Raw genomic sequence first — 25,189 nt, forward strand, 5'->3', positions numbered from 1 at the left:
ACGTGGTGGTCGGATTATCCGCGTGGTTATGCGGTTTATTAGCGAATAGAACTGGAATTGTATATACGGTGAATAGAGCGCGATTATACATACGGATAAGAAACGTAGGAGTGGCGCGGGTTTTGCGTAACGGTATGCGCGTGTAACTATTATTATACGCAGTTATTTTTGCATGCGAATGTATAAACGGAAGGCGGTGCTGGCGGCCCCCCCAAGGCCCCCTTCGTCAGCCGCTGGATCAGGTGCCTGAATAATCCACGCAATAAAATACACCCCGGGAGTTGGTGCTGAGTTGCAGAGAACGCCCAGTTTACCGTATAATGAACGAGACCTAACCGCACAGAAGCGGATGGGCAAAAACGGTAACACAACGTATAAATGAACGGTGGGTCCTCGTGTAGTTGGACGCACATTTAACGATAAAACTGCGTAGGAATGCGGGTTTATAAGCGTAAATATAGCGGAACGACTTAAAATCCTGCGGTAGGTGACTACCGTACCGGTTCGATCCCGGTCCTCGGCATCAATGAATTGATAATTTTTTTTGGAAAATATTGGTATTTAAAAATGCTGGGAGACAACTTTTCAGTGAGTTCTCTCCTTGCAGTTCTCTTCTTTTTCACGAGGAGAGGACGAGGAAAAGATTGCATACTCTCACGTAGTATTGAGGGGAATGTGATCTTTTTTATTTAAAAGACTAGGACATTGCTCATCGTTGATGCTGAAGATACTTTGGAACGTATTTCAAATGAGAAAAAATGTCTGCTGTTGTAGAATAGTTGCTGTGTCTCAACCATTCTTGAATTTCTTTCATACCGACAATATTGGCGAGTAAAGGGCTTGCGCAACTATGACGCAGGTCTTGAAATCGGATCCGACGTAGGCCATTTTTTTAAGATTTCTAGTAAAGTTCTGTGTGATATAGCCGGGTTTAACTCGTTGTCCCAACTTATCCAGGTAGATATACTCCTCGTAATCAGTGCAATAAAAGTTACCACATATGGCCTTATTAAGTGCATGCAACTCACGAATATGCAGCAGTAATTCCTCAAAGGCTGGACTCGATTTGTTTTTAGTTCGATCACTTCACTTCTTCGTAATCCATAAAATGCAGCAAGGATGACCGCGAGCTCAACAAATTCGCCTTTTACTTTTTTAAACAGTATATTAATCTCCTGCTTGTTGTAAAAACTGCCTACAAAATCATTTTTCTTTGGGCGCTCAATTTTATCAGCCGGATTGGTGTTAATTAAATCATTTTTGAGCGTATGTTTTAATGTTTTGCGAATATTAGCGGGATATTGGAGAATTGCGTTGGTTGTCACGCCATTTTCGTCAAGCTCGTACTGATAGTAATCTTGAATATGACTCGGTAGCAACTCTTTGAGGAAGAGACCCTCTTTTTCAAAGTAAGGTACAACATGATTAGTTATGACATTGTGGTAGGAAGCGTAGGTGATAAACTCAACCTTGTGCTTCATCAATGCTAGCCATTGAAGCATAAAGGCAGAAAATAATGGTCCCTGATCGACCGACTCTTCAACAGGTGTTTCTTCGCAATTTCTTCAACTATCGGTTCTTCCTCTACAGCATTAAGATTAAGGCTAAAATTTACCCTTGTCTCTAACAGCAACACTTGAACCCGAAACGGCTTTGCATCTAGCTAAACGGCTTAAAATCCATTACACCCCCAAACATGGCAGTTGGCTGAACATTGCTGAAATTGAGCTGAGCGTAATGACTCGTCAATGTTTAGCAAGACGGATTCCATCGATGGAAGAATTAGCAAGCGGATTGACGGAATGGCAATGTACTCGGAACACTTCAAAAAGGAATAAGAACTATTAATAATTACACCATGGAGAAATGAAGACGATGCGAAATTTGGAAGAGGGAAACGAGAGCTACCATCATAGTGGGATCAATAGAATGGCGAAAAAGGACAAAGCAGCATAAAGCCAACCAGAAACTAGACTATTTCACTTACAGTCATTGCCTGTGTCTCTATTCTGAAGGTTCTTTGAACTTATTTTGCACTATTTATTAAGTTGCTTATATTCACGGGGGGCGAGTCCTACTTTTTTCTTGAAAAGCTGATTAAAGAAAGCAATATTGTTATAACCGACAGAAGAGGCGACATAGCTTACCTTATAGTTTGTTGTACGGAGTAGTCGGCAAGCTGCATCAATTCTAATTTGTTGCAAGTAATTTAAGAACGTCATTCCTGTATATTTTAAAAACAATCGTTGAAACTGCCGTTCTCCCACCCCGAGTTCGGAAGCCAGTTCTTGAAGAGTAATGGTTTTATCGTACTCACTATGAAGAATAGCCAGTATATAGTCCATTCCATTCTGAATGGAAATAGTTTCGTCTTCTGTCTTCAACCGTGCGATATAAGTCAGCAATTGCAATACACTCGCATGTAGGGCAACATCTCTACCTATTCTTTTAATCGAGAATTCACGATAAAGACGTTCAAACAAACTGTGTACTTCACCATTTAGATCTCTTAAATGCCAAATTTCTGAGGGGGCTAAGAGGTGCCATAACTCCTTCCCACCTGGTACAGCTTGCAGCATTTGAAGGGCAAACTCTAGAGGCATGATGCAGTTATATACTACAAGCTGCTTTTCTTTCGAAATCGATCCCGGCCGGAATACATGTGAAGCACCGACTGGTATTAGAAAAAAATCTCCTTTTGTTACACGTATGACCTCATTATTAATATGATGTGTGCCGATGCCCTCACACACATACGTCAGCTCCAAAAAATCGTGATAATGCTCAATTACTTCATAGGATTCTATACTCCGATTGATAAAAATGGAAGTAATGTCATTGAAGTAGTTTGTTCCGCTAAATAATCGAACTGTTCTCTTTACCATATAATCACCTTTTTTTGTCTGGATACCCTCTCTAAATGTCGTGATCACCAAGATATACTGTATTGATTTTTATTTTATGATGATTTTAGAAGTTTAACAAGTCAAAACCGATGGGAGACCAAAAATTGATAAAAAACACAAAGATGGTGGAAGTTGCCGAGCAACTTATCCCGGAATTATACACTCGGGAGGTTAAGCCTATGGGGAGTGTTTCTATAATAGCGGATGAACAAGCCCTTCAAGGCTGGAAAGTTGTACCCGATATAGAATCAGACAATTGGTGTGGCAGAACATACGGGAAAAGAGATAGCTTTGTGCTGGATTTCGGTGATCACTTAGTCGGTTATGTAACTCTTTCAATACAATCCGTCGGTAGTCCTCAGGATGCGCCGCTTAAACTAAAGATGACATTTGGGGAAATGCCGTGCGAAGTTGCTGAATCTTTTGACAATTACAACGGCAATATCAGCAGTTCATGGCTTCAGGAGGAGACGCTGTACGTCGATGTCCTGCCTGCAGAACTTAAGCTTCCAAGACGGTATTGTTTCCGATTTTTAAAGGTGGAAGTATTGGATACTTCTCGTAGGTATCAGGTTATGTTTAATCAGGCAAGTTGTACTACGGTTAGCTCAGGGGACGATGCTCGGGTTGAACCTCTGCCAGCGAACGTTCCTGAAGATATCAGAATGATGGATTATATTGCAGTGAAAACGCTCCGAAACTGTATGCAGACGGTATTTGAAGATGGTCCAAAGCGAGACCGGCGCCTCTGGGTCGGAGATTTGAGGCTTCAGGCGCAAGCCAATTATTATACGTTCAAGAACTATGACTTGGTTAAACGCTGTTTATACCTGTTTGGTGGTATGCGTCTAGAGGACGGCACCGTTGGTGCTTGTGTATATGAGAAACCGAATCCGCAAGTAGATGATATTAACCTGTATGATTACGCGTTACTCTTTGTAGCATGTCTACATGATTATTACGAAGCCTCTACAGACCTCAGCACGCTGGAGGAGCTCTGGCCGATTGCCATGGAGCAGCTCGAAATCGGCCTTGCCCGTCTGGATGTACGCGGTATTGTGCGCGATGACAGCACCTGGTGGAGCTTTACGGATTGGCAGGATGGGCTGAATAAACAAACGCCGGCTCAGGCGGTACTGATTTATTGTCTGAGGCGCGGCAAAGAGCTTGCCGGCATACTGGGACTTGACAAGGAGCGCCATTATATTGAAAGCAAAATCGAACTGACGGTCAAGGCTGCACTTGAACATCTTTGGGATGATACACAATGCCTTTTTGTCAGCGGGGAAACGATGCAGATATCATGGGCTTCCCAAGTATGGATGGTGCTTGCAGAAGTAATGCCGCAGGAAGTAAACAGGAGTCTAATGGACCGGGTGTTTGAGCAGCCGCCAAGTATTGGAATGACTACGCCTTACATGTACCATCATTTTATTGAAGCCTTAATTCTTGCCGGTAACTATGATCAAGCGGTCAGCCAGATCCGTGCCTATTGGGGGGGGATGGTGAAAGACGGGGCAGATACCTTCTGGGAATTGTACAATCCGGCTGACAAAAAACTTTCACCGTATGGAAGTTTTTTGATTAATAGCTACTGCCATGCCTGGAGTTGTACACCTGCTTATTTTATTCGCAAATACATGTTATAAATTTGGCCAAGGGGGCAAAGTGATGCCGAGTACAGATTTTAAGGGAGCAGAGTGGATTTGGATTCATGACAAACAGGTTGTTTTGGAAGAGAATCAGGTTGAACTGATTTATTTTCGCAGAAATTTCGTACTGGAAAATATACAAGAACTGAAGTTAAATATTATGGTTTCGGCAGATAGCCGATATCGCCTATACGTTAATGGATTCCCGGTATCACACGGCCCCAGCAAGGGGGATAATCATACCCATTATTATGAAGAAATTGACTGCTCCGCATATTTGCACAATGGTCATAATGTGATAGCGGCCAAAGTTGTTCACTACAATGATAAGGAAGGCTCTGTATCCGTCTGGCGGTCGAGTAAAGGGGGCTTTTTTCTTGCGGGAGAAGTTACAGACGGGGAGGGCAATGCGATTGTCAACCTTAAAACCGACAGAAGCTGGCTGTGTCTTCAGGAAACAGCAATCACCAATGTGGACTCCGGAATGGGCACCGGGCTGGTGGGGAGTACGGAAAAAGTGGATGGCCGGAAGCTCACCTATGAATGGAATGCTGTGTCGTATGATGATGAAAAATGGAGTTGCGCCGTTAAGGTCAGTAATTATGAAGATGCCCTTTACGGCCAGTTATCACCGTGGAACCTGACTCTGCGCAATATTCCTCAGCTCTTTGAACAAGAGCGGGGTTTCAAGCGTGTAATGAAAATGAACAATCAAGTTATTGACGAGCAGACAGGCTCCAGCAGGTTTCAAACACCATTTACCATAGGCCCTAACCAAAGCATGAAGATTGAGCTTGATGCCGGTGAGATGACCACGGGTTACCCTGTATTGAAATTGGGAAAGGGAAAGAGCGCTAGGGTAAAGCTGCTGTATGCAGAATGCTATGCGAAAAAGGATCCTGTGACCGGATTTCCCGTAAAAGGGATCAGAGATGATGCAACCGGTGAGTTATTCGGAGTATATGATCTCTACGAAGTAGGCGGCTATGGCTCTATTGATAAGCATGAGGAATATGAGCCGTTCTTATTCAGAACCTTTCGTTTCGTCTCCTTAGAGGTTGAAACGGCGGATGAGGAGCTGGCTGTTTATTCTTTCAGTTACAGAGAAACAGGCTATCCATTAGACATCATATCTAACTTTTCCAGCTCTGACGATAGTTTGCAGCAGCTTTGGAACATTAGTATTAATACATTGAAACGTTGTATGCATGAAACCTACGAGGATTGTCCTTATTATGAACAGTTGCAATATACAATGGACACCAGGTTACAAGCCCTGTTTACTTATCAGCTTAATGGTGATGACCGGTTGGCCCGTAAGGCGATTCACGATTTTCATAGCTCAAGGCTGCCTAACGGGTTGCTTCAAAGCAGATACCCGTCAATACTCCCGCAAGTAATACCGGGTTTCTCATTATATTGGATTATGATGGTGCACGATCACTATCAATATTTTGGAGATGTATCCTTAGTTAGAACCTATTTGCCAACAATTGATGGTATTCTGGAATGGTTTACTCAAAGAATTGAATCCAATGGGCTTTTAGGGGGGATGCCTTCCCAATACTGGTCATTTGTAGACTGGGTTGAAGAGTGGATGGATCAGCGCGGTGTACCTACGGCTTCTCAGCAGGGCAGCAATACAATTTATAATTTAATGTTTATTACGACCTTGAAGCTGGCTGCAGAACTGCAAGATGCTTTAGGCAGAAGAGATACCGGAGAAGAATACAGGGTACGTGCAGCCGAGCTTATTCTAGCTGTGAATAGAACAAGCTACTCAAATCACACGGGGCTGTATCGTGATGCTCCACAAGCAGAGGAATATAGTCAGCATTCACAAATATGGGCGGTTCTTGCAGGTGCGATTGAAGGAGAAAGCGCTAAGGGATTAATGGAACGTATGTTGGCCAATAAACAATTACCGGAAGTTTCCTACGCTATGTCATTTTTCTTATTTAGAGCGTTAGAAAAGACAGGTTGTTACGACAGGTCCTTCAAGCTATGGGATATTTGGAGAGGGCTGACTATACTTGGTCTTACGTCCTGGGTTGAGGATCCTGTGAAACAGAGAAGTGACTGTCATGCTTGGGGGGCTGTACCTATTTTTGAATTTAGCGCTAGTATATTGGGGGTAAAGCCTGCTGCTCCTGGTTTTACAAAAATTAAAATAGCTCCGCAAATAGGTTCTCTAAAGCAAGCATGTGGCGATGTAGCAACTCCAAAGGGAATCGTGAATGTAGCATGGGAGTTAAATGATCAGAAAAATTTCAATATGCTGGTTTCAACCAGAGTTGAGGCTGGGCTGGAAATTATTCTTCCAGATAACTCAGTATATATGTATCAGGGAAGTGGAGACTATAGGCTTTCATGTCAGATGTAATACTTGTTTGAACATAGTTTAGACGGAATTGAATTTCTGAAGGTTAAGACGGCTTAGGAGCTGTTTTAACCTTCATTTATTTTCTTTCTATATAGGCTTAAGGCAAGTAATTCGGTAATGTAAGGACAGCCTTTGTCCCATCAGAACTTGAATATAATCGAATACCGTAATTAAAGTTTGTTTTTAAGCGTATTCTTTCATTAACGTTACGCAGACCATATCCGTACATACTCTTTGCGAACTCGCTTCCTCCGTATTTTTCATATAATTCCTTACCGTTATCGCTGATACAAATGTTATACTTCGATTCATGCACTTCACTTTTTATAACAATTACGCCATTACCCTCACGAAGGGTATCAATTCCATGTTCAATGGCGTTTTCAATAATGGGTTGTAATATGAAGTTGGGGACAATACATTGCAATAAACTTGGTGAGACATCGTAAACAACGTCGAAGCTTTCATCGCGTGCTATTTGCTGGAGGGCAATGTAGGATTTGATGTTATCCAGTTCTATTCCTAACGTGCTGAGATCTTTTCCATGATTTAACGCCGTACGATAGTATGTTGCCAAGTTATTTGTAATATGTGATATTTTCGTCTGATTATTCTCAATTGCAATCCAGTTATAGTTGACAGCATGTTGTACAAGAAGTGAGGAATTATTTTTTCTTGTAGAAGACGAATTTCCAAGCGTCTTCAGTTCAGGGAAATTGGTGGCGACACAGAACAAGATCATGAATGTTGAAGATGCTCGCGCTATGCTGGAAGCGGCCGAACGGAATAGTCGCTAGCTGTTGATTGGTTTTGTTCGTCGTTTCGGGAATGATGCGGCCATCGTCAAAGATTTCAGGGGCAATGATTTCTTTGGCAACATTTATTATGGAAAAGCAACTTATTTACGCCGAAATGGCAACCTGGGTGGTTGGGCCGGAGATCATTCCCTGAATTGGAACTCTACACCAACCTCAATGGATACATGAGTAATATTCAGCTGGACGTACAGACAGCGTTGTCATTCAATAATCTTTTCTATAATGTGGTTCGTCATTTCGTTGAAAATTTTGTGATTCTCTGCCGTGCCATTCAGGTTCATAAACATTAAACAACGATAATACATATCAGATGACGCCTGTGGGGCTGCCCATTATGAATTACCAGGATCGATGGTGTATACTATCCGTAGGCATAAATTACCTTTATCTTTGAACTTGAAGAACTCAAGGTTGCATACCAAACTAAACAATTTTATGGACGGAGGACTCGACCCATGTTGAAACAGCTTAAGCCCTATAAGGTGCTTCAGGAACGCAGAATCGAAGAGTTGAAGTCAGATGCGTATCTCCTGGAACATCAGAAATCCGGAGCCAAAATTGTACTCTTATCTAATCAGGATGATAATAAAGTGTTCAGTATCGGTTTCCGTACTCCTCCGGAAGACAATACAGGTGTAGCTCACATTCTGGAACATTCCGTGCTTTGTGGTTCCAAGAAATTTCCGGCGAAGGATTCCTTTGTTGAATTGCTAAAGGGTTCACTTAATACATTTTTGAATGCGATGACATATCCCGATAAAACGATTTATCCGATTGCGAGCCGGAATGATCATGATTTCCATAACCTGATGGATATTTATCTGGATGCGGTACTTCACACGAATATTTATAATAATGAAAAAATATTTCTGCAGGAGGGTTGGAATTACAACCTCACCTCCGCTGAAGATGAGTTAACCTATAACGGCGTTGTATATAACGAGATGAAGGGTGCATTTTCTTCACCGGAACGGATTGTGCGCAGAGAAGTTCTGAATTCACTTTTCCCGGATACCACGTATTCCTGTGAATCAGGCGGATTTCCCGATGCCATTCCCGATCTGACCTATCAAGGGTTGCTGGATTTCCACTCCAGATACTATCATCCTTCCAACAGCTTCATTTATTTGTATGGGGATATGGATATGGAAGAGAAGTTGCAGTGGCTAGATGAGAACTATCTGAGCGAATATGATCGAATCGAGATTGATTCTGCCATTCAACTCCAGCCTGCATTCGGAGAAAGAGTGGACGCCGTCAAGACATATTCTGCCGGAAGTACCGAATCGGAAGTGGATAACAGCTTCTTGACCTATAATGCGGTCATTGGAACAAGTCTGGACAAGGAATTAAACATCTCTTTTCAAATTTTGCTGTACGCACTGCTTAACGCTCCGGGAGCGGTTCTGAAGCAGGCCCTGCTGGATAAGGGAATTGCGAAGGACGTGTATGGCACGTATGATGACAGCCTGTATCAGCCTGTGTTCACCGTTGGATTGAAGAAGAGCAATCTGGCGAGCAAAGAAGATTTTCTGGGGACTGTAAAAGAGGTGCTTGAACGTGTTGTGAAGGAAGGCTTTGATCCAAAAGCGCTACTCGCAGGCATTAATTCCTATGAGTTTAATCACCGGGAAGCGGATTATGGAAGAATGCCCAAAGGATTAATCTACGGCTTCTCCTCATTGCAAAGCTGGCTGTATGATGTCGAAGCTCCATTTACTCATTTGGAAGCAAATGACGTATTCGCCGAGCTGAGAACGAAGATGACTGAGGGTTATTTCGAGAAGTTGATTGAGACGTATTTACTGCAAAATACTCATACTTCTTTTGTTGCTGTCACACCGGATAAAGGGTTGAACGCCCGTAAAGAGGAAGCGCTGAAAGCACATCTGAAATCGGTTCAAGCGGGACTGAGTCAGGAAGAGATTCAGCAACTCATTCAGAGAACCGAGGCCCTCGCCGAGTACCAGAATGCACCTTCAACCAAGGAACAACAACAGGTGATTCCGACGTTGTCGATAGAGGATATTGAGCCGAAAGCTTCCACCCTGTATCAGACGGTAAATCAGGTCGAAGGTACAACTGTTCTGCATCACAACATCTATACCAATGGGATCGGTTATCTGAGACTGTTGTTTGATATTAAGGAAGTCCCACGGCGTTTGCTACCGTATGTTGGATTGTTGAAAAGTGTACTGGGTTACGTCGATACTCAAAACTTCTCATTTAATGAATTGTCGAATGAAATTCATATTCATTCCGGGGGCATTCATAGTGGAATTGGTACGTATGCCAACGCGCATGAGCCTCATGATTTCAAGGCTACCTATGAATTTAACGCCAAAGTGCTATATGACAAGCTTGGATTTGCTTTTGACATGATCAAAGAAATTGTGTTTACATCCAAATTCGATGATTCGAAGCGTTTATACGAAATTATTGCCCAGTTGAAGGGCAACCTGCAGCGCAATCTGATCAGCGGAGGGCATTCAGCGGGAATTGGCCGATCTACCTCTAAACACTCGGCTGTTGCAGACTTCAGGGAAGCGGTTAGCGGCATCGCCTTTTACCAGTGGCTTGAGGATCTTCAGGCGAACTTTGAGGCAAGAAAAGAAGAGCTGTCGACCAGCCTTCAATCGTTGACTAACTTTATTTTCAGACCTGAAAACTTGCTTGTGAGTTACACTGCGGATGAGCAGGGATATGCGGGCTTGGAGCAACAGGTGTCCAATTTGAAAGGAAAGCTGTTCACACAAGACGTTGCGAAGGAAAAAGTAGCATTTACACCTGTACAGCACAAAGAAGGATTCAGATCACCATCTGAAGTCCAATATGTCGTTCAAACAGGTAATTTTATTGATAAAGGGTATGCATACACCGGCTCGCTTCGTGTCTTGCAGGGGATTCTATCCCTGGATTACTTGTGGAACAATATCAGGGCCAAAGGCGGAGCATACGGCTGCATGTCAGGCTTCAGACGTAATGGGGACAGCTATGTAGCATCGTACCGCGACCCGAATCTCGAGAAAACATACAAAGTTTATGAAGAGATGCCGCAATACTTGAAGGGTTTCAAAGCAGATACACGGGAAATGACAAGATATATCATTGGTGCCATCCAGGACCTCGATACACCAAGAACACCTTATGGCGAAGGATCATTCTCGCTGGAATGTTATCTGTCTAATGTCACTGAAGCCGATCTTCAGAAAGAACGGGATGAAGTGCTGAGCACAACGGAAAGTGATATTATTAGTTTTGCTGAACTGGTATCCTCCATATTGGAACAGCAGCAACGCTGTGTTATCGGTAATGAAAACAAGATTGAGGACCAAAAGCAATTATTTGACGAAACCCTTGATTTGATCAAGAACTAATGCTTGAATTGAAGGTTGCAACAAGGCTGAAGGCTTAGCATGGATGCACAAACAACTGATTTTAAAGGGCGCTTTTATGAGCTGTAATAGCTTATAATTGCTGCCCTTTTCTTGTTACATGGGGTTCTTCTCAAATCAAATCTGCTCAAGCTTATATTGAAGGTTTAGGTGACCGCGAGCATATTATAGATCTTTAACGTGCGCAGGTCTTCCTTAGAAATTTTTAGCTCATTATATAACTCCTGATTTTCTGGCAAGGGTATTCTGGAGAATAGCATTTTCAAGGCGATGGGCATAAAGGGACGGAAGGAGACACCTGCCATCAACCCCCACTTTTTCTCAGATTCCTGAAAAGAAGCCAGAATGTTAATGTACAGCTTTTCCAGCGGTGTGGCCTGATTTTTCAGAATTAGCGTGGTAAGTGTGTCGTAATGCTCGGTGTGACCCCAATACATATTTTCGCATTCCTGATAATTCTCAAAGTTCTTCACATTCATATACATTACGGTTCGATAACAATTGGCATCTGACTGTGCCATCATGTCAATGACACAACGGATAAGGCTGTTGTTGCGCCCATCATAAAAATACGAATAAAATCTGGTGGAATTTTTGAAAAAGCTGGACGGTACTGTATTCATGAGGGGAGATGCTTGTTTGGGCTCGATATACAGCAGTTGCTCCACTTGAATGTTCAATGAATCAGCAATTTGATGCAATGTGACCACATCAAGCGTAATATCTCCGCTCTCATATTTGGACAGAGTCGCTTTGCTTTTGTGTATCTGATCCGCCAGCTGCTGGACCGTCAATCCTTTCCATTTGCGAAAATTACGGATTTTCTTGCCCACTTCTTTGTTGATGGTGTTCATATCCGGATCTCCTTCTGCTAAGTTTCTTAAGAATATGAGAAAAGGTGAAACCCATTAGTAAAATCAATCTCTACGAAGAATATAACACTTTTTTCATGAAAAAACCTATTATGACGAAACAATAAGATGAATTTGTTTCTTTTGAATAGATTGTATTGCATTTGATGTAGCTTCCGTGCCATGAAATAATACATCTAACAGAAACTCATCCAAGGATGGAATACAGAGAGAAAGAGGCGCAGAAGGCTATGAAGTATGATTTTGATGAGATAATCGATCGCACAGGAACCAATGCTATGAATACGGATGGTTTCCGTCAATATATTTTTAACGCAACAGAAGATATGAAATTTCCCTTCAAGGATGAAGAATTTATTCGCATGTGGATTGCAGATATGGAGTTCGCCACACCTCCCGAAATACGGGAAGCAGTCAAGGAGCGCCTGGACCGAAAAATTATGGGGTACTCCCAGGTGTTCGATCCTGCATACTACGAAGCTGTCTCCAACTGGATGAACAGATACTATGACTGGTCTTTTCCCAAGGAGCATCTGGAAACATCGCATGGGATCATTCCTGCTCTATATGAATTAGTTGAATATATTTGCAAACCGAATGAGAAGGTGCTTATTGTGACGCCCTCCTATGGTTTTTTCAAATCGGCTGCGGAGCACAATCATCTAGAACTGGTTTGCTCAGATTTGATCAACGAGCAGGGACATTATTCGATAGACTTTGCAGATTTTGAAGCCAAAGCCAGCGATGAACAAGTCACGTTGTGTATTTTCTGCAATCCGCATAATCCGTCCGGACGGGTATGGACAACAGAAGAGTTACAACGTGTGGGCGAGATTTGTCTCAATCATAATGTGTGGGTGATCTCGGATGAAATCCACTGTGATTTGCTGCGTACAGGAAGGAAGCATACACCTCTTTCCAAGCTGTTCCCGGATACGGATCGAATCGTTACCTGTATGTCGCCAAGCAAAACATTCAACATGGCGGGTCTGATGTTTTCCAACGTGATTATTGCAAATGAAGGTCTCCGAACGATCTGGCAAACCCGGCATTATGGATTCAAGAATCCGCTTAGCATTGCTGCGACTCAAGCTGCTTATGAACATGGCGACGAATGGCTGAAACAGTTGAAAACGTATCTCGACGACAATTTTGCCTTTGTGGATCAATATGTGAAACGTTATCTGCCACAGGCGGTCTTTCATATTCCGGAAGCTACGTATCTGGCATGGATTGATATTGCGGCATACGTCCCCCAAAATGTAAACCTGCCTTTATTTTTCGCTGAACAAGCGGGGGTATTACTCGAAGATGGTCATATGTTTGTAGCTAATGGAGGTGGGTGTATCCGTCTAAACTTGGCTTGCCCGCGTTCAGTTATTGAAGAGGGGCTCAGAAGAATAAGCACCGTATTGGTCCATAAAAATGAGGGCGAACCCGTTCAAGTCTGATCTTAGTATCTGTAGAAAAGGTTCAGGGTTACTTGAACTCTGAAGTATAGATTCGAAGCGTGTAGATGCACTAATGAAGTTTGAATAAATTCACAGCGATAGCCATTCCATGGTTAGACTGGAGCAATGATAGTTATACAGGCAACCCTATCCCCTGATGTACACTTCTGGTCTGCCGTCCCCGGTTATGTTAAAATGGTGGATAGTCTATGAGTCGTAGGACACGGCTCTCGCAGGTGGCAGTTCGTGATGTGGACTGCACGGATATGTATTTATGAAGGAAAGGAGCCTTTACATATGTTTGGAAATGATTGGGACACTGTGCTTCAGGAAGAGACTGAAGCCGAGTATTTCAACAACATTCGTTATGCACTCGCCGCCGAGTATAAAACACAGACCATCTTTCCACCCAAGGAAGATTTGTTCTCGGCTCTAAAACTGACCCCGTATCATAAGGTTAAGGCCGTTATTATCGGTCAGGACCCTTATCACGGAGCGGGTCAGGCTCAAGGGTTAAGTTTTTCGGTCAGACCGGGGGTACGTATTCCTCCTTCTTTGAAAAATATATATAAGGAGCTCCACGCGGATCTGGGACTGCCGATCCCTAAGCACGGATCGCTGGTTCATTGGGCAGAGCAGGGTGTGCTGTTGCTTAATGCCGTTCTGACGGTACGGGAAGGGCAGCCGAACTCCCATCAGGGACTGGGTTGGCAGACGTTTACAGACGCTGTCATCCGGGCATTGAATGAACGTTCAGAACCGATGGTATTTATGCTTTGGGGCAGTCATGCCCAGAAGAAAGGGGCATTCATTAACCGGGATAAACACCTGGTGTTGGAGTCTACGCATCCAAGTCCGCTTGCAGCACATCGTGGCTTCCTGGGCAGTCGTCCTTTTTCCAAAGCCAATGAATTTTTGACCTCCAAAGGTATTGAACCGATTGATTGGACGATACCGGAAAACTAGACAAACGGGGGGCGAAGGCATTGCGACATTGGGTAGGACGGAAAGTAGCCGTATATCGTGCAACCGGCATACGAGAGCCACTGAAAGGAACGCTGGTCGAGTGGGATGAAGAAGCGGATTGTGTACGAATCGGACCCAAGCGGATCAAGGTATCGTTCGACAATATCGCAATGATCCGGCCTCTGCCTGAAGAGAGCCTTCCCTTGAAAAAAGCGCGTTCCGAGGTGCATAAGGTTGGATATGTGATGAAAAAGGCCGTACAATTTGAAAATGCCATCTATTTCAAATCACAGGTTATGATTTGGCGTCGGGCCAAAATTGTAGCATTATCCACAACGATTATACGTGATGATGATGATCAGGTTGAGCTTGCAGACGGCCGGATTCTTCGCAAGGACAAGCATATGTTTGTGGTGCGCTCACGGCGTGGGATACGATAATTCCACTGATATTTAATATTCATTTCATGCAAAGATCATATGGATTTAATATTCAGCCTTTATAGTAAACAGTAACAACCCCTTCTAAATGATGTGTACTAATTATGGGAGCCCGGCCGGCTGCAAACGGTCGGGTATTTTTTTATTCTTTTATGTATGATGAGTGGTGTAACATAGTATTTACATTCATGTTATACACTAATGAAATAGTTAACGAGAAGGAGTGAAACCCATTGAAACGTATATGTGTTTTTGCAGGCTCCAACCCGGGAAATCACCCCGATTACACACAGCAGGCTATTAAATTGGGTAAACAGATCGCGGATAGCGGGTATTCACTCGTCTATGGCGGTTCTTGTATGGGATTAATGGGTGCGGTCGCTGATGCAGCTCTGGAACAGGGTGGAGAAGTGATTGGCGTCATGCCAACTGGCCTGTTCCGGGGAGAGGTCGTACATGGAGGCCTTACACAGCTGATTGAAGTGGGAACAATGCATGAGCGCAAGGCGACGATGGCTGAGCTGTCCGACGGATTTGTGGCGCTCCCTGGTGGTATGGGAACATTTGAAGAATTATTCGAAGTTCTTTGCTGGGCACAAATCGGCATTCATCGTAAACCCGTTGGTTTGTTAAATGTAAATGGATATTATGAGCCACTGATGAAAATGGTTGAGCACAGCGTTCATGAAGGATTTTCCAATACCTCACATCTCAGTCTATGGAGTCTGGAATCTGAGCCAGCTGAACTGTTGAACCGGATGTCTTCCTATATTCCGGCACAGTTAACCCAGAAGTGGTCACAGCTTCACGATAAATAACTACCCGCTCCAGCGGAAAACTTTCCGATGTGCCCAAGCAAGCTCCCTCCCCAAACATAGTCTATAGTGTACTTTCTTAAAAAGAGGGGAGTGTCACTCATGAGCGAAATCAAAGGCACAGGATACGGTTACGGAGGCTTTGGCGGTGGAGCATGGACATCAACAGGCGCAATTCTGGTGTTATTCATCCTGCTCGTTATCATCTCTCGTACATTCGTTCTGTAAATCGATCAGCCATTCCGGGACGGTGACTTAGTCACTGGGGCGACGCCCGATGAAGAAATGGCCTTTCCAAAGAGACGCCGGTGCTGCCGGCGTTTCAGGGGAACGGTTTTTTTCTGTCTAAAAAAAGAACTCTGCCTCGATGGACAAGAGACAGAGAGTGGGACGTAGCGTTAGATGATTACCTCCGGACCACCAGGCAAACTGAGTGTTTTCAAGGCAATGTATACTCCAATGACGGCGGAAATAAGGAGAAGGATGGCAGAGATAAGAGCCAACTTATCCAGTTGACTTTGTTCATCAAGAACAGATGATTGATTGCTCGTTTTGTCAGGAACAGCCAGCCCTCGAACGGAGGCCTTTTTCATGTGTTGGCGTGGTCCAGGGGGAGTTCGTGTTTTACAGCCGGGTTTGCCGGATCTGCTTTTTGCAGAAATTCTAGGTAAGGGAGCTTTTTTGGAGGAAGATTTGGGAGATACCGATCTCTTCTTCGTTAGGGGTTTCAATGGGCGACCTCCTTACAGCGGAGTGCAGTTGTCTATGACTGATACTATATTATGTCTGCTTCACAGATTGAGTTCACAAAATGAGTGAATCCCCAGCCCTCCAAGATGTTGTCCTATACACGGACGTAGCATACAATTAAACGCTCTGTTAATACAGATATGACAAACTGCGTTTATAGTGAGAATCATAGAGTTAATGTTGAACTCAGGAGGCGCTGGAATGAAAAGAATTGAAAATATCGCCCATAGGGGAGCATCTGCCGTATGTCCCGAGAATACGATGGTTGCTTTTGAACGCAGCTTGGAGCTTGGAGCGACAGGCATTGAAACGGACGTCCAGCTATCCAGTGATGGAAGACTGGTGCTAATACATGATGAGACCTTAAGCCGCACTGCCGGAGCAGAAGGTTGGGTCAAGGATAAATCGTTTGAAGAATTGCGTAATCTTGACGCAGGCGCTTGGTTCCATGCCGATTTTGCTGGAGAACGCATTCCATCTCTGGATGAACTATTCGATCTGGTTCGGGGGAAAGACATCCTACTTAACCTGGAATTGAAGAATGGTATTATTAGTTATAAGGGAATGGAAGAAAAGATCATACAAGCGATTCGGGATTGGGATATGGAGCAACAGGTGATTCTATCCAGCTTCAATCATGCCTCATTAGTGAGATGCAAACGTCTTGCCCCCGAGATTCGAACAGCACTTCTATATATGGAAAAGCTGTACCGCCCATATGATTATGCTGCCAGATTGGAAGCCTCCGCTCTGCATCCCTACAAGCAGGCTGTAACACGTGAAGAAGTTGCTGCTGCGCTGGCTCAGGGAATTGCAACACATCCGTTCACGATAAATGATCTTGCCAAAATGCAAGAACTGATCGACATGGGTGTGAAGGGAATCATTACGGATGTTCCTGATGTACTGGCAGCATTGACTGCTGTACATAGTCATTAATTCATATATTTAAAACCAAGGTGCTGCATGGGAGTTTTATACTCTGTGCAGCCCTTTTTACGTACGAAAATTCATTTATGCAATAAACTTGTCCCATTTGTCCATTGCCAGAGACAGTTAGTTGACATACAATGATCTATGGGAATGAGAATCAATATCATTATCAGTTTTGTATTAATAGAGAGGTGATTGTTATGTACATAGGATCTGTCTACGCCACTCATAACAAGGGTGGAGACATATGAGTTCGAAAGTTTCATCGGCAAGTCAACCTACGGAATCACCGACAGCCAAAATACACACTCGTCCCTGGGCTGCCACATTGATCCTGACCGGGGGGATTCTGCTGCTCGCGCTGGGTATGGCGTTGTCCATTTCGTTTGGTGCCGCAGATATCAAGCTGGGCGTTGTATGGCAGGCGATTTTCCACTTCAATCCTGATCTGACTCCGCACCAAATCATATGGGAGATTCGGTTACCGCGTATTCTGGGCGGAGCGATGGTCGGTGCCTGCTTCGCTGTAGCTGGTGCCATCATGCAGGGGATGACCCGTAACCCGCTGGCAGATTCCGGGTTGCTCGGACTGAATGCTGGCGCAGGATTTGCGCTTGCTGTCTGCTTTGCCTTTTTCCCGGGCATGCCATATATGTATATCATTCTGTACTCCTTCGTCGGGGCAGGACTTGGGGTATTGTTGGTCTATGGTTTTGGTGCAGCGTCCAAGTCCGGACTTACACCTCTCCGGCTCGTTCTTGCGGGAGCGGCAGTGTCTGCCATGTTGTCAGCGCTGAGTGAAGGGATTGCACTATATTTCAAAATTGGACAAGACCTCGCATTCTGGACAGCTGGCGGTGTAGCCGGGACGAAGTGGTCCCAGTTAGAAGTCATGTTCCCATGGGTTTTGGCTGCGCTTATTGCAGGGATTATTATCTCTCGTTCCATTACGCTCCTTAGCTTGGGAGAAGACATCGCCGTTGGATTGGGTCAACGTACTGGCCTGATCAAGCTGGTTGGTCTGATTGTTGTACTGATCCTTGCAGGTACAGCCGTATCCGTGGTTGGTGCGGTTGGTTTTGTAGGACTCATCATTCCCCATCTGACTCGTAAATTGGTTGGGGTCGATTATCGCTGGATTATTCCATGTTCCGCAGTGATGGGCAGTCTTCTGCTCGTATTCGCGGATCTGGCTGCACGTATGATTAACCCGCCATACGAGACGCCAATTGGCGCACTGGTTGCCCTGATTGGGGTACCTTTCTTCCTCTATCTGGCGCGTAAAGAAAGGAGGGCTCTGTAACGATGGAATCCTCAACTCTGCTTGGAGCAGAACGCAAAAAGAGAACAAAAAGCACCATTGTCATGATTGTGCTTGGTGCATTGATTATTACGGCTTTTATTATCAGTATGAATACAGGATTCACTCGGCTTTCTCCACTTGAGGTCATGCGTACCCTGTTTGGGGGTGGGACGGCTAAGCAGGAACTAATCCTGTTTGAGTTCCGTTTGCCACGTATCGTCATTTCGGTAATGGTCGGTGCGGGACTTGCGCTGTCCGGCTGTATTTTGCAAGGGGTATCCCGAAATCCTCTGGCTGATCCAGGTATTCTCGGCATCAACGCTGGAGCCGGATTGGTTGTCATGTTGTTTGTTTCCTTTTTCCCGACAACGACGGCGGCTCCCGTATTTTTACTGCCTATACTGGCCCTGATCGGGGCAACATTTTCTGCCTTTCTGATTTATGTGCTCTCTTACAAAAAGGGAGAAGGTCTCATGCCTACTCCCATGCTGCTTACAGGGATTGGTGTAGCGGCAGGAATCAGCTCGGCTATGATCGTGCTTACCCTTCGGCTTAGCCCGGAGAAGTATCAATTTGTGGCGACCTGGATGGCAGGAAGCATCTGGGGTTCGAATTGGAAATTCGTAACGGCGCTGCTGCCGTTTCTCATTATTCTTGTGCCGCTTGTTCTGTATAAGGCTCGTGTGCTCAACGTACTGAACCTTGGTGATCAAACAGCGAGCGGTCTCGGCGCTCCGGTTGAGCGTGAAAGGCTGATTCTGTTAGCTGCTGCCGTGGGACTGGCCGGATCATGCGTATCCGTCAGTGGCGGAATTGGTTTTGTGGGTCTGATCGGCCCACATCTGGCACGTCGTCTTGTGGGGCCGAAACATCAGTTCCTTTTGCCTGCATCCGCACTGGTCGGTTCATTGCTTGTGCTTGTTGCAGATACGCTCGGACGTGTCATTTTACAGCCTTCAGAAATTCCGGCAGGTATTCTGGTCGCTATCATTGGTGCCCCGTACTTCCTGTATCTCTTGAGCAAAACGAAATAGAAAGCAATCATGTTTTATGATTGTTAAAAGGAGGGCTTTAGTCCATGCTTCGCCGTTTCTTTGCCTATTACAGGCCGTACAAAAAGCTGTTCATTCTGGACTTTAGCTGCGCGATTTTCGTAGCTCTGCTGGAACTGGCCTTCCCGCTGGCAGTTAATAGAGTCGTGGATGACCTTTTGCCAGGGGGACGCTGGGACTGGATATTATGGGCATGTCTTGCACTGCTCGCGATCTATCTGTTAAGCTCGTTCCTCAACTTTATTGTTACATATTGGGGACACAAGCTTGGGATTAACATCGAGACCGATATGCGTAAGGCGCTCTTCAATCATGTACAGAAGCTATCGTTCCGTTTTTTTGACAATACGAAAACCGGGCACCTGGTCTCCCGAATGACCAATGATTTGATGGATATTGGGGAGATTGCCCACCATGGTCCGGAGGATGCCTTTATTGCGGTGATGACCTTGATCGGTGCATTCAGCATCATGATGAGCATTAACGGAAATCTGGCCGTGTTAACATTTATCATCGTGCCGCTCATTATTTATCTATCGCTGTATTTTGGCAGCAAGATGTCTAAGGCATTTAGCCGAATGTTCGGGGATATTGCGGACTTCAATGCACGTGTAGAAAACAATGTAAGTGGTATTCGCGTTGTTCAGGCTTTTGCCAATGAAGAACATGAAAAAGCTCAATTCGCTGTAAACAACAGTCGTTTCCGTCAAACGAAGCTGATCGCGTACAAAATCATGGCCTGGAACTCTTCCGTCAGTTATATGCTGATGAAGTTGGTCTCCCTTTTTGTACTCGTATGTGGAACATGGTTTGTCATTCAAGGCAGTATGAGCTATGGTCAATTTATCGCATTTATTATGTTATCCAATGTGTTCCTGACACCAATCCAGAAGATCAACTCCGTGATTGAGACGTATCCCAAAGGAATTGCGGGTTTCAAACGTTATACGGAATTGCTCGATATGGAACCGGATGTTGAAGATCGTCCGGGTGCCGTTAAGGTATCCCACTTGCGTGGAGATATCCGTTATGAGCAAGTGACGTTTAGTTATTCGGATCAGGAGCCTGTTCTCAAAGGAATCGACCTGAATATCCAGGCTGGTGAAACGGTGGCTCTGGTTGGACCATCGGGTGCAGGGAAAACAACGTTGTGCAGTCTGCTGCCTCGTTTCTATGATGTGCTGGAAGGTCGCATCACGATCGATGGTCAGGAGATTCAGGACATGACGCTGGATTCATTGCGCAGCCAGATCGGAATTGTTCAGCAGGATGTGTTCCTGTTCGATGGAACCATTCGTGAGAATATTGCATATGGCAAGCTGGATGCAACAGAAGAGGACATCTGGATGGCGGCTCGCCGTGCGCAGATGGAAACACTCATTAATTCCATGCCGGAAGGATTGGACACGTTGATTGGTGAACGCGGTGTGAAGCTGTCCGGCGGACAGAAACAACGTTTGTCGATTGCGCGTATGTTCCTGAAGAATCCACCGATTCTCATTCTGGACGAAGCGACATCTGCACTCGACACCGAGACCGAAGCTGCAATCCAGCAATCGCTGGCTGAATTGTCTGAAGGACGGACCACCCTGGTCATTGCCCACAGATTGGCTACCATCAAAAATGCGGATCGCATTATTGTCGTTGCCGAGCAGGGAATTACGGAGCAGGGGCGTCACGAGGAATTGCTTGCAGCGGGTGGAGTATACAGCCGCCTGCATTATGCACAGTTTGGTGCCTGAACCTAACATGGTGTGTTTATACTAGCTAATCAATAATGAAAAAATAACGCCTTCGTTTATTACTCTATATGAGTAAGAACCGGAGGGGTTATTTTGCATTTTAATCCAGCTATATGTTAAATTTTAGTGTCACTTTGTTCTGATTTGGTTTAGTTAGGTTTAAGTTGATTAAATTACCCGATCTTCCTTTAGAGGTCACACTGGATGGTTCTAATTTCCTGACACAGGAAGATAGCAGCGCACCAATTGGGTAATATTCATTAAAGGGTACCAAATTTGCGTGCTGTGTTGACCATTATGATTCCTGCATAAAGGGAGGAGACAACAATAATGTTGTACATTTTCATTACCTGGCTGATATTGATTTTATTACTGATAATCCTGGCTCAAGGCATGCAGAAGAATTCCAAAGTTGGAGGGGAATCTATTTTCAAACGTTGGGGTGGATGGTTGATCGGATTTTTTGTTGTAGGCAGCGTGCCTTTGGGTTTTGCGTTATATACTGAGTTACGCGAGGGCTATATTGGGGCCAACATCGGGTTGGGACTGGCTTTGTTTTTTACCTGGGGATTTTGTGCACTTTTGTTATGTGTGGCATTGATTATATGGGGAAGGTACTGGTACAAGAGGGATAGATCAGAGTGATATATGTAGCCAGTGCGGTTGTGTTAAATGACATCTACTTACAAAAAATTACCATATATTAAATGTTAGAGTTAGAAAGAGGAAGTGAATAGAGTGGAATTACACATGTTCAATCTTCGTATAGTGCTCATATCGTTCTCGGTCTTGATAACATGTCTTACAGGGTGTACTGGGCAAGACGAATGTGAGACGTATGTTCAAGCGGTTGCACATAGAGAAGAAGGCTTCACAGGTTATGTGGTTGACCGCAAAGAAGATTCCATTCTTGTTGTTGATCCTGTATATGAAGATTTTAGTGCCAATGGGGGAGCAGATCGGTATTATCCAGCAAAATGGTTCTCCAATGCGCCTGATCCGCAGATCGGCTCCTATGTTGAAGTCTGGACGGATGGAGGCCCGGAAAACGAGCCATACCCTGGACAAGCCAGAGCGGAAAAGATTGATGTATCTTGTCCTGCCACTCCAGAAGGTGCTCAGATGAGTGAGACAGACGCGATTCGGGGTGGATTGTATTCATCAGATGGAAAGAAAGTTCGTATTCCCGTGATCGAAGATGTCAATTTCGATGAGAATTCAAAAATATGGACCATTCGGATACGAGATGCGATGTCAACGACGGATACGGAGAATGAGATTGACGTGACGTAGATGATGTAGAGCCAGTGGGGGAGCTGGAGTAAGCATGAAGGGATTCTGGAGATAGAAGTAGAAGAGAGGAAATATGTATGGATATTAGGGAATGGCTTCCACGAGACAAGTATGATGTTAAGGCCGTACGTAAGTTAAGTGAATTTAGTGATGCAGAATTAAAGGAGATCATTCCCGAACTAATGGAGTGGTTACAAGATGGAAATTGGCCCATTTCTAAACCAGTCGAGGACTTACTATTAAGATTCGGTGAAGAACTTATACCGCATATCCATAATGTTTTTGAAACAAAAGATTCAACATGGGAATATTTTATGCTGGTTGGCTTGATCAGTAGACTGCCTATAACGTATTTAGTTTTGTTGCAGACTGATTTCGAAAGGATACTGAAGTTTCCTACGCCATGTGAGGTGCTTGAAGAGTTGGATGAAATTATAATAGAGCTTATGGATAAAATAAAATCCTATCAATTAAAATTGTGATGGTGATCATGTTAAGGATACATAAAATTCCATAATTATTTTGGACAGGATGCTTTCTTAACAAAACAAATATTTCAATAAAAAGAGGTAGTTACATTGGAGACGCTAAAATGGCTTCAGGATTGGTATAAACAAAACTGTAACGGAGATTGGGAGCATAGTTATGGTGTGAAAATCGAAACGGTTGATAATCCGGGTTGGTATGTTGAAATTAACTTAGTTGAAACTAAGTTAGAACATAAGTGCCTTGATTTAAAAGAAATCGAGAGAGATGAACAGGATTGGTATTACTGTAAAGTAAGAGATGGAGTATTTCATGGTGCAGGTGGAGCGGGGAATTTAGAGGAAATACTGATTTGTTTTAGACATTGGGCCACTGAAGAGTGAGGGGATTAATGTCGAGAAAATATGAACTAAAATAGAAGATCCCAAGGCAACCAATTAATGGATTCGACTTGGGATCTTGCTGGGTTATTTATGCAATGTAAAAGTTTAATCCGCAATATTTCCCGCCATCTTCAGACGACGTGCAATTTCCTGGAAGTCTTCCTGCGAAATGCCTGGTGCGAATTCTTCCTCGACCGCAGGAGCTTCCGGAATCGGGTACCCTTCAGGTACACCTTGAATGACTTCCAGTGGTTGTCCATCTTCGGGGTGTGTCCCTTTCCAGATCTGACTGATCGCAGTAAAGTCTTTATCACTATAGGTATATAGCTTTGTGTGTAGCCCTTTTTCTTCGTATTTCCACGCCTCGTTAAAGGATTTGTTGCTAAGGGATGGAATCGGCACTAATTTGGTTACATTCACTCCAGTTGCAATCTCAAGCGCTTTGGCATAAGCAACCACATGAACACCGCCGCGTACCAGCAAGTAACCGACAACAGCCCGGGCTGCAGGGTGATCAGTCATTTCGTAAACTTTCATCTTGTGAGTACGTGCTCCGCATTCGAGGAAAAAGTTGTGCAGCAGATCTTCGACCAGATTCCCGCTATTAAAGACGTTCGCTCCTGTCCAGGGGTTGCCCATGGAGTCGAAAGGCATAGCTCCCTGTGCTCCAGCCAGGAAATGATAGGACAGACGCACATCCTTCACGGAACCAAGCGGTGTATTGTCAGGCTCTTTGTAATCGGTGGAACCTCTGAGGCATTTGTTAATGCCATGAGACACAAGCTCCACATGACCCAATTCTTCGGCGGTGATACTCATCACCAGATCGTAGAAGGGTTTTAATTTTTCCTTGGAGCGAAAATTAAACGATTGATAGAGGTAGTTGTTCAACGTTGACATCTCTCCGAATTTACCACCCAGTAATTCTTGTATCGCTGCCGCTGCATTCGGGTCCGGTCTCTCGACATTGGGGATTTCAATTGCAATTTCATCCATACGTTTGAACATTCGGATGTAACCTCCTCGAAATGATTGTTCAGAATAGTGAAGTGATGCTGTCATGTCCTATTACACGTTTATCGAACACGCTAAACCCATAATTATGCAATTGAGGCTTAAGGCGTATGCAATGAGTCTACATTTGTTATTTCCAATCCCGTGTTATTTATGTACAATCAGGACGAATGAAGGAAAGTATGGTTGCTAAGATCTGATTTAAATGAAGGAGAAACCGAGAGTGCGCAAACGTTGGATTATGGTGGGATGGGTTTCCCTCCTGCTCGTCGTTTTGGGATGTAGTGATGTCACGTCAGCATATGCAGATGTTCCGAGTGAGTTGGATCAACAAACACGAGATGCGCTAGCAGAAAAGTACGGTTTGGAAAAGCCGGAAGATCCATCCCCGCGAAATCTGTTATTGGAGGGTGACTGGGGGATAAGCTTCAATTCTCCAATCGAACGATATAAGATGGCGATACGTACAGTTCAATCGCTCCAGCAACCGATTACGTTTATCATTCATCTACTGGTGTAAAATAAACTTCTACAG

Annotated in this window: 25 protein-coding genes and 1 pseudogene; 19 read left to right on the forward strand and 7 right to left on the reverse strand. The window is 44.3% G+C overall.

Going from position 1 to position 25,189, the window contains the following annotated elements:
• Nucleotides 1-709: 709 nt before the first annotated feature.
• Together AMS66_RS34825 and AMS66_RS29835 are read right to left on the reverse strand one after the other, a co-directional pair.
• Nucleotides 710-874 carry a tyrosine-type recombinase/integrase gene (locus AMS66_RS34825; protein ID WP_082350957.1) on the reverse strand — a complete coding sequence of 55 codons (165 nt, stop codon included), beginning with the start codon at nucleotides 872-874 and terminating at the stop codon, nucleotides 710-712.
• Entirely contained in the window at nucleotides 849-1,502 is a 654-nt protein-coding gene (locus tag AMS66_RS29835) for a tyrosine-type recombinase/integrase (protein WP_053784235.1), read from the reverse strand. The genes AMS66_RS34825 and AMS66_RS29835 overlap by 26 nt, the downstream gene beginning before the upstream one ends.
• A gap of 175 nt (nucleotides 1,503-1,677) precedes the next feature.
• On the opposite strand from AMS66_RS29835, the pseudogene AMS66_RS32570 reads away from it, so the two are divergent.
• Nucleotides 1,678-1,771 (forward strand): annotated as a pseudogene (locus AMS66_RS32570) (hypothetical protein); the annotation flags it as partial.
• A 265-nt stretch (nucleotides 1,772-2,036) separates the two neighbouring features.
• On the opposite strand, the gene AMS66_RS29840 reads toward AMS66_RS32570, so the two are convergent.
• The gene (locus tag AMS66_RS29840; protein ID WP_053784236.1) at nucleotides 2,037-2,885 is read right to left on the reverse strand and encodes an AraC family transcriptional regulator; all 849 of its coding nucleotides are present in this window, start codon (nucleotides 2,883-2,885) and stop codon (nucleotides 2,037-2,039) included.
• Nucleotides 2,886-3,085: 200 nt separating this feature from the next.
• Here AMS66_RS29840 and AMS66_RS29845 point away from each other — a divergent pair, with 200 nt between their 5' ends.
• Together AMS66_RS29845 and AMS66_RS29850 are read left to right on the forward strand one after the other, a co-directional pair.
• Nucleotides 3,086-4,555, forward strand: coding sequence for an alpha-L-rhamnosidase-related protein (locus AMS66_RS29845; RefSeq protein ID WP_236703682.1), 1,470 nt, complete (start codon nucleotides 3,086-3,088; stop codon nucleotides 4,553-4,555).
• Between the two features lie 22 nt (nucleotides 4,556-4,577).
• The gene (locus AMS66_RS29850) at nucleotides 4,578-6,941 is read left to right on the forward strand and encodes an alpha-L-rhamnosidase-related protein (protein WP_053784238.1); all 2,364 of its coding nucleotides are present in this window, start codon (nucleotides 4,578-4,580) and stop codon (nucleotides 6,939-6,941) included.
• A gap of 97 nt (nucleotides 6,942-7,038) precedes the next feature.
• Here AMS66_RS29850 and AMS66_RS29855 read toward each other — a convergent pair whose 3' ends face one another.
• Nucleotides 7,039-7,683: a sensor histidine kinase gene (locus AMS66_RS29855; RefSeq protein ID WP_053784239.1), complete on the reverse strand. Its 645-nt coding sequence runs from the start codon at nucleotides 7,681-7,683 to the stop codon at nucleotides 7,039-7,041.
• Between the two features lie 58 nt (nucleotides 7,684-7,741).
• Here AMS66_RS29855 and AMS66_RS33305 point away from each other — a divergent pair, with 58 nt between their 5' ends.
• Nucleotides 7,742-7,927: a hypothetical protein gene (locus tag AMS66_RS33305; RefSeq protein WP_053784240.1), complete on the forward strand. Its 186-nt coding sequence runs from the start codon at nucleotides 7,742-7,744 to the stop codon at nucleotides 7,925-7,927.
• A 287-nt stretch (nucleotides 7,928-8,214) separates the two neighbouring features.
• On the forward strand, nucleotides 8,215-11,136 hold the full coding sequence (locus AMS66_RS29865) for an insulinase family protein (RefSeq protein ID WP_053784241.1): 2,922 nt from the start codon (nucleotides 8,215-8,217) through the stop codon (nucleotides 11,134-11,136).
• A 164-nt stretch (nucleotides 11,137-11,300) separates the two neighbouring features.
• Here the strand turns inward: AMS66_RS29865 and AMS66_RS29870 are convergent, their stop codons facing one another.
• Nucleotides 11,301-12,008: a helix-turn-helix domain-containing protein gene (locus AMS66_RS29870; RefSeq protein ID WP_053784242.1), complete on the reverse strand. Its 708-nt coding sequence runs from the start codon at nucleotides 12,006-12,008 to the stop codon at nucleotides 11,301-11,303.
• 248 nt (nucleotides 12,009-12,256) lie between these two features.
• Here AMS66_RS29870 and AMS66_RS29875 point away from each other — a divergent pair, with 248 nt between their 5' ends.
• From AMS66_RS29875 to AMS66_RS34235, 5 genes are all read left to right on the forward strand, one after another.
• On the forward strand, nucleotides 12,257-13,477 hold the full coding sequence (locus tag AMS66_RS29875; RefSeq protein ID WP_053784243.1) for a MalY/PatB family protein: 1,221 nt from the start codon (nucleotides 12,257-12,259) through the stop codon (nucleotides 13,475-13,477).
• A 297-nt stretch (nucleotides 13,478-13,774) separates the two neighbouring features.
• Complete coding sequence (ung, locus tag AMS66_RS29880; protein WP_053784508.1) at nucleotides 13,775-14,443, forward strand: uracil-DNA glycosylase; 669 nt, start codon at nucleotides 13,775-13,777, stop codon at nucleotides 14,441-14,443.
• Between the two features lie 20 nt (nucleotides 14,444-14,463).
• On the forward strand, nucleotides 14,464-14,883 hold the full coding sequence (locus AMS66_RS29885) for a hypothetical protein (protein WP_053784244.1): 420 nt from the start codon (nucleotides 14,464-14,466) through the stop codon (nucleotides 14,881-14,883).
• A gap of 233 nt (nucleotides 14,884-15,116) precedes the next feature.
• On the forward strand, nucleotides 15,117-15,701 hold the full coding sequence (locus AMS66_RS29890; protein ID WP_053784245.1) for an LOG family protein: 585 nt from the start codon (nucleotides 15,117-15,119) through the stop codon (nucleotides 15,699-15,701).
• A gap of 99 nt (nucleotides 15,702-15,800) precedes the next feature.
• Nucleotides 15,801-15,926: a YjcZ family sporulation protein gene (locus AMS66_RS34235; protein ID WP_236703683.1), complete on the forward strand. Its 126-nt coding sequence runs from the start codon at nucleotides 15,801-15,803 to the stop codon at nucleotides 15,924-15,926.
• Between the two features lie 170 nt (nucleotides 15,927-16,096).
• Here the strand turns inward: AMS66_RS34235 and AMS66_RS29895 are convergent, their stop codons facing one another.
• Nucleotides 16,097-16,291, reverse strand: a complete 195-nt coding sequence (locus AMS66_RS29895) for a hypothetical protein (protein ID WP_053784246.1) — start codon at nucleotides 16,289-16,291, stop codon at nucleotides 16,097-16,099.
• Between the two features lie 358 nt (nucleotides 16,292-16,649).
• Here AMS66_RS29895 and AMS66_RS29905 point away from each other — a divergent pair, with 358 nt between their 5' ends.
• From AMS66_RS29905 to AMS66_RS29940, 8 genes are all read left to right on the forward strand, one after another.
• Complete coding sequence (locus AMS66_RS29905) at nucleotides 16,650-17,387, forward strand: glycerophosphodiester phosphodiesterase (RefSeq protein WP_053784248.1); 738 nt, start codon at nucleotides 16,650-16,652, stop codon at nucleotides 17,385-17,387.
• 241 nt (nucleotides 17,388-17,628) lie between these two features.
• Nucleotides 17,629-18,684, forward strand: coding sequence for a FecCD family ABC transporter permease (locus tag AMS66_RS29910; protein WP_053784249.1), 1,056 nt, complete (start codon nucleotides 17,629-17,631; stop codon nucleotides 18,682-18,684).
• Between the two features lie 2 nt (nucleotides 18,685-18,686).
• Nucleotides 18,687-19,718, forward strand: a complete 1,032-nt coding sequence (locus AMS66_RS29915; RefSeq protein WP_053784250.1) for a FecCD family ABC transporter permease — start codon at nucleotides 18,687-18,689, stop codon at nucleotides 19,716-19,718.
• Between the two features lie 44 nt (nucleotides 19,719-19,762).
• Nucleotides 19,763-21,478 carry an ABC transporter ATP-binding protein gene (locus AMS66_RS29920; protein WP_053784251.1) on the forward strand — a complete coding sequence of 572 codons (1,716 nt, stop codon included), beginning with the start codon at nucleotides 19,763-19,765 and terminating at the stop codon, nucleotides 21,476-21,478.
• Nucleotides 21,479-21,808: 330 nt separating this feature from the next.
• Entirely contained in the window at nucleotides 21,809-22,123 is a 315-nt protein-coding gene (locus AMS66_RS29925) for a hypothetical protein (RefSeq protein WP_053784252.1), read from the forward strand.
• Nucleotides 22,124-22,216: 93 nt separating this feature from the next.
• The gene (locus AMS66_RS29930) at nucleotides 22,217-22,771 is read left to right on the forward strand and encodes a DUF3221 domain-containing protein (RefSeq protein ID WP_053784253.1); all 555 of its coding nucleotides are present in this window, start codon (nucleotides 22,217-22,219) and stop codon (nucleotides 22,769-22,771) included.
• 77 nt (nucleotides 22,772-22,848) lie between these two features.
• Nucleotides 22,849-23,253 (forward strand): DUF5071 domain-containing protein, encoded by a 405-nt coding sequence (locus tag AMS66_RS29935; RefSeq protein WP_053784254.1) that lies wholly within the window; start codon nucleotides 22,849-22,851, stop codon nucleotides 23,251-23,253.
• Between the two features lie 96 nt (nucleotides 23,254-23,349).
• Nucleotides 23,350-23,640, forward strand: a complete 291-nt coding sequence (locus AMS66_RS29940; RefSeq protein ID WP_053784255.1) for an immunity 53 family protein — start codon at nucleotides 23,350-23,352, stop codon at nucleotides 23,638-23,640.
• Nucleotides 23,641-23,745: 105 nt separating this feature from the next.
• On the opposite strand, the gene AMS66_RS29945 is transcribed toward AMS66_RS29940, so the two are convergent.
• Nucleotides 23,746-24,648, reverse strand: a complete 903-nt coding sequence (locus tag AMS66_RS29945; RefSeq protein ID WP_053784256.1) for a manganese catalase family protein — start codon at nucleotides 24,646-24,648, stop codon at nucleotides 23,746-23,748.
• A gap of 229 nt (nucleotides 24,649-24,877) precedes the next feature.
• Between AMS66_RS29945 and AMS66_RS29950 the strand changes: the two genes are divergently transcribed.
• Nucleotides 24,878-25,174, forward strand: coding sequence for a hypothetical protein (locus AMS66_RS29950; RefSeq protein WP_053784257.1), 297 nt, complete (start codon nucleotides 24,878-24,880; stop codon nucleotides 25,172-25,174).
• The last annotated feature ends 15 nt before the right edge of the window (nucleotides 25,175-25,189 follow it).

The sequence above is a fragment of the Paenibacillus xylanivorans genome, assembly GCF_001280595.1.
GTDB classification, from domain to species: Bacteria; Bacillota; Bacilli; order Paenibacillales; family Paenibacillaceae; genus Paenibacillus; species Paenibacillus xylanivorans.

What these genes read in the sequence shown, in the direction of transcription:
- AMS66_RS29835 (WP_053784235.1), bottom strand. Translation starts at nt 1,502, where the DNA reads ATGCTTCAATGGCTAGCATTGATGAAGCACAAGGTTGAGTTTATCACC.
- AMS66_RS29840 (WP_053784236.1), bottom strand. Translation starts at nt 2,885, where the DNA reads ATGGTAAAGAGAACAGTTCGATTATTTAGCGGAACAAACTACTTCAAT.
- AMS66_RS29845 (WP_236703682.1), top strand. Translation starts at nt 3,086, where the DNA reads ATGGGGAGTGTTTCTATAATAGCGGATGAACAAGCCCTTCAAGGCTGG.
- AMS66_RS29850 (WP_053784238.1), top strand. Translation starts at nt 4,578, where the DNA reads ATGCCGAGTACAGATTTTAAGGGAGCAGAGTGGATTTGGATTCATGAC.
- AMS66_RS29855 (WP_053784239.1), bottom strand. Translation starts at nt 7,683, where the DNA reads ATGATCTTGTTCTGTGTCGCCACCAATTTCCCTGAACTGAAGACGCTT.
- AMS66_RS29865 (WP_053784241.1), top strand. Translation starts at nt 8,215, where the DNA reads ATGTTGAAACAGCTTAAGCCCTATAAGGTGCTTCAGGAACGCAGAATC.
- AMS66_RS29870 (WP_053784242.1), bottom strand. Translation starts at nt 12,008, where the DNA reads ATGAACACCATCAACAAAGAAGTGGGCAAGAAAATCCGTAATTTTCGC.
- AMS66_RS29875 (WP_053784243.1), top strand. Translation starts at nt 12,257, where the DNA reads ATGAAGTATGATTTTGATGAGATAATCGATCGCACAGGAACCAATGCT.
- ung (WP_053784508.1), top strand. Translation starts at nt 13,775, where the DNA reads ATGTTTGGAAATGATTGGGACACTGTGCTTCAGGAAGAGACTGAAGCC.
- AMS66_RS34235 (WP_236703683.1), top strand. Translation starts at nt 15,801, where the DNA reads ATGAGCGAAATCAAAGGCACAGGATACGGTTACGGAGGCTTTGGCGGT.
- AMS66_RS29895 (WP_053784246.1), bottom strand. Translation starts at nt 16,291, where the DNA reads ATGAAAAAGGCCTCCGTTCGAGGGCTGGCTGTTCCTGACAAAACGAGC.
- AMS66_RS29905 (WP_053784248.1), top strand. Translation starts at nt 16,650, where the DNA reads ATGAAAAGAATTGAAAATATCGCCCATAGGGGAGCATCTGCCGTATGT.
- AMS66_RS29910 (WP_053784249.1), top strand. Translation starts at nt 17,629, where the DNA reads ATGAGTTCGAAAGTTTCATCGGCAAGTCAACCTACGGAATCACCGACA.
- AMS66_RS29915 (WP_053784250.1), top strand. Translation starts at nt 18,687, where the DNA reads ATGGAATCCTCAACTCTGCTTGGAGCAGAACGCAAAAAGAGAACAAAA.
- AMS66_RS29920 (WP_053784251.1), top strand. Translation starts at nt 19,763, where the DNA reads ATGCTTCGCCGTTTCTTTGCCTATTACAGGCCGTACAAAAAGCTGTTC.
- AMS66_RS29925 (WP_053784252.1), top strand. Translation starts at nt 21,809, where the DNA reads ATGTTGTACATTTTCATTACCTGGCTGATATTGATTTTATTACTGATA.
- AMS66_RS29935 (WP_053784254.1), top strand. Translation starts at nt 22,849, where the DNA reads ATGGATATTAGGGAATGGCTTCCACGAGACAAGTATGATGTTAAGGCC.
- AMS66_RS29945 (WP_053784256.1), bottom strand. Translation starts at nt 24,648, where the DNA reads ATGTTCAAACGTATGGATGAAATTGCAATTGAAATCCCCAATGTCGAG.